4 protein-coding genes and 1 pseudogene are annotated in these 3,818 nt (G+C 45.1%); all 5 read right to left on the bottom strand.

Going from position 1 to position 3,818, the window contains the following annotated elements:
* Positions 1-174, bottom strand: a 174-nt coding sequence (locus C6Y40_RS15550) for a transposase (RefSeq protein ID WP_146129494.1), incomplete at its 3' end; no start/stop codon positions are given.
* A 58-nt stretch (positions 175-232) separates the two neighbouring features.
* Positions 233-1,159, bottom strand: a complete 927-nt coding sequence (locus C6Y40_RS15545) for a TolC family protein (protein ID WP_240621980.1) — start codon at positions 1,157-1,159, stop codon at positions 233-235.
* A gap of 204 nt (positions 1,160-1,363) precedes the next feature.
* Entirely contained in the window at positions 1,364-1,741 is a 378-nt protein-coding gene (locus tag C6Y40_RS15540; protein ID WP_105935359.1) for a hypothetical protein, read from the bottom strand.
* A 13-nt stretch (positions 1,742-1,754) separates the two neighbouring features.
* Positions 1,755-2,667, bottom strand: a pseudogene (locus C6Y40_RS15535) (cation diffusion facilitator family transporter).
* A 216-nt stretch (positions 2,668-2,883) separates the two neighbouring features.
* Positions 2,884-3,818 (bottom strand): efflux RND transporter permease subunit (locus C6Y40_RS15530; RefSeq protein WP_170308516.1); only part of this gene is annotated, 935 nt, incomplete at its 5' end.

Raw genomic sequence — 3,818 nt, 5'->3', positions numbered from 1 at the left:
ATTGCCACGAAATGCGTGGGCACCTTCAGATTCTTGCTCTTTAAGCCAGCGGCCTAACATATTGGCGCTGATACCAAGACTGCGGGCAGCCTCAGCAATCTTGTAATTTTGTTCTGTAACCAGACTCACCGCATCCAGTTTGAATTCTTTCGAGTAGCTTTTTCGCGTTTTCATATACACTCCAGTTGAGATAATTATCCCTTAACTGGCTGTGTGAATCTATTGGAGCACGTCAGACTGAATGCAATAGATTTCGCACGTCGCTTTGTTTTTGTTGTTCAATCAAATCAAGCCGTGCTTTTTGTGCTTCATATTCACCTAGATTGCGCTGTTTCTGAAACAGCGGCACACTCACCCCGGCGACAAACGCAGTCTCATCGATACCTTGTATCCGGCGGATACCGGCTGACCACTCAATGTCTGGCCTGTTGCCTGCTTGCACTAAGCGAAGTTGGGCTGATTGAACGCGGCTTTGCTGCGCAAACAAGTCAATATGTGGGCTGTTTTGAATAGCCATTGACAGTGCATTAAAGGAAGCTGTTTCTTGGAAGACAAAGAGTTTACCCTCTACTCGCCTAAAGCTTGGATTTGGCTCTCCCCACATGATCGCTAAACTGCGTATGGCAAAGCGAAGGTTTTGCTTGGTCACGTCAACATCAAGTTGGGATTGAGCAAGTGCTGATAGCGCCCTTTTTTGCTCAAGTAGCGGCGATGCACCGGCTTCCACTCTTTTGGACACGGCCTCAAGGGTATATCTCGCCAGTGCTTCAGCTTCCTTGGTCACGGCCAATAACGCTTGGAGCGACAGCACGTGAATGTAGCGGCGGTTAAGTTCACCGAGTAAGTCCAAAGTGCGGATTTTCTTTTCAACATCTTGTTGCTCCCTGCGCGCTGAAAGCACACCCAGCCTGGCGGCAGGTTTGTTGTCGAGCTGTATCACTGATGACAAAGTAAGCGTCATCTCAAGCTCTTTAAGGCCAGATACCTCACCTGTTCCTAAAAAGTTTTCAAGCTCAACACCGGCGATCAAACCGGGTTTTAAGCCTGCTGTTTTTGTTTCACCCGCCAACACTTGTTGTCTGAATTCAAACTCATGCAAATTTGGGTTATCTGCCAATGTGCGTTTGATCGCATCTTCAAGGGTAATGCTTTCACGCATTAGCGGTGTTTTTGGCTCGTATGAGCGCACGTTAGTCCATACCGAAGACTCGGCTTGGGCGATAATGGGCAGACCGAATATAAGCAGGCAGGTGATAGCACGGGCACGCCCAATTAAAAAAGACGGTTTCATAGTGAAGTCCTAATTGTCTATTAAAAGCGAACATCGCATGAACGTTTGAATGCGACGTAATCTAAAGAGGTTTTAGGACATGTATTTGGGTGGTCGTAATAGGCGGTTGATGGCTGCGTCTAAGACGGCATCCAAATAGTTGAAGTTGTGGCCGGACGCCACCTCATTAAGGTTATTGATGCTGTGATGTCCTACCCATTGGGCATGTGAGCCGTGGCAGTGTCCGCAGTGGTGGCAATCGGCAGGATTATGGTGCGCTATCGCATCATCTTCACTGATATCTATTTCAGGGCTTACCGAAGCGTTGCTGCTATTCTCGGCATGATCATGCTCGTGTTGCAGGTGCTCAGTGTCTATTGCATGAAAATCCAATGAATTAGCGACAGCAGAAAACGACTGAAATACAATCAGCATGATCATGATGTAGCTTGTTCGTTTAAGTGTTTTCATCTCGACTAGTCTATCAATTGCCTTGCGCCTCGTCACGGCATTGTTCATCCGCAAATTCAAACTCGACCGTCGTATGCTCAAAATTATATTTCTTGAGTGAGCGTTGAACGTCATTTTTAAGCGTTTGAATATGCTCTGTGGACACATCTCCAACTAGCACTAAGTGAACGGTCATCACATTGCGCTCACCATCGAGCGACCAAATATGAAAATGGTGTAAGTCACTGACGTGTTCATTTGATAACAAATCATCTCGGATGCGTTCAAGTTGCGCTCTATCGGGCGTGGCTTGCAAAAACAACATTAAGGTTTGTTTTAAATTACGGATCACATTGAAAAAAATAAATAAGGTAAAACCGATGGATAAAATGGGATCTAAAATCGCCCAAGGCTTGAACATCAATACAATCGATACGATAAATACGGCCACCCAACCCAGGACATCTTCGAGTAGGTGCCAATTGAGCACGCGCTCATTAAGCGAATTCCCTTCACTGAGTTTGTAGGCAGCATAACCGTTTACGGCGATACCAAAGATTGACAATAACAACATCCCGTCAGCCTGGGGCATTTCAGGCTCAGCCAGTCTGGGAATGGCTTCAAATAAGTATCCAAACGGAACCAATAGTCAGCACAACGCCGTTAATTAATGCGCCCAGCAGTGAAAACCGTTTGTATCCATAGGAAAATGTACGATTAGCATCTTTTTCACTGAGCTTGTTTAAACCCCATGAGGTGCCAATAGATAAACTATCGCCTAAATCATGAACAGCATCCGCCATAATAGCGGTACTGTTAGTTAACCAGCCACCAACGAACTCGATAACAGTGAACACCACATTTAAGAAAAACGCCCAACCAATACGCTTTGACGCATCACTCGAACGTCCATGTGAATGGTCGTGACTATGATTGTGACTGTGCATGATTTAACTTTTTAAACACATGATGTTTTGCTGCTTTACTAAAGTTCATAAAGCCCCTCCCACATATCTAATGTAGTTGCTTGGAGCGTCCTATTCATTTTCTTAACAGTATTACCGATTTAGTTATAAAATAACCAATGATACCATCAACTATTACTTTCCAGCGTTTGTATTTCAAAGGTCGATACTAGGAATCGACCTTCTCCATAACCAGTATTAACTAGCGTGATTAATCGTCAATTTAGTTAAATGTCTCCCATACACTATTCTGTAGAGAACTGGTAGAACAACCAAAGTAAGCAGTGTCGAGGACAAAATGCCGCCAATCACAACCGTCGCCAACGGTCTTTGCACTTCTGCACCTATGCCCGTATTCAGCGCCATGGGCACAAATCCTAAGCTTGCCACTAATGCCGTCATTAATACCGGACGCAAGCGAATAAGTGCCCCTTCAACAATGCTATTCTCTAACTTGCCGGTATCAAGCAAACGTTGCTTAATGAAGGACAGCATTACCAATCCGTTTAATACGGCAATCCCAGACAGTGCGATAAACCCTACCGACGCGGATATGGATAAAGGCATACCCCTTAACCAAAGAGACATTACACCGCCTGTTAATGCCAAAGGGATACCTGTGAAGATAATTAACGCATCACGTATTGAACCAAACGCAATTACCAGCATAGTCAAAATCACAAACAACGTAACCGGTACCACAATCGTCAATCGTTGACTCGCACTTTCGAGCTGCTCAAAGGTTCCACCATAGTCGAGCCAATAACCAGCAGGTAAATCTACTTCATCATTAATTCTCACCTGAGCTTCTTCAACAAAAGTGCCAATATCTCTGTCACGCACATTTGCTGTGACAACAATACTACGTTTGCCATTCTCCCGGCTTATTTGGCTAGGTACTTCTTTAAATGCCAGTGTGGCTAATTCGCTTATCGGTACATGCTCACCAGAGGGCGTAACGATGGGAATGGTCTCAAGCTGAGTGAGTTCATTTCGAATGTCGTCGGCATATCGCACGACAATTTTAAAGCGTCTGTCGCCCTCAAAAATCATTCCAGCGGTTTCTCCACCTGTCGCAGCATTGAGCCATAACTGCAAGTCGGCTATATCCAAACCAAAGCGTGCCAATTGAT

Origin of the sequence: Marisediminitalea alba (assembly GCF_002993365.1) — a bacterium.
GTDB classification, from domain to species: domain Bacteria; phylum Pseudomonadota; class Gammaproteobacteria; order Enterobacterales; family Alteromonadaceae; genus Alteromonas; species Alteromonas alba.
Note: the sequence above shows the minus strand (reverse complement) of the source record. Positions and strands in the feature narration are given on the sequence as shown.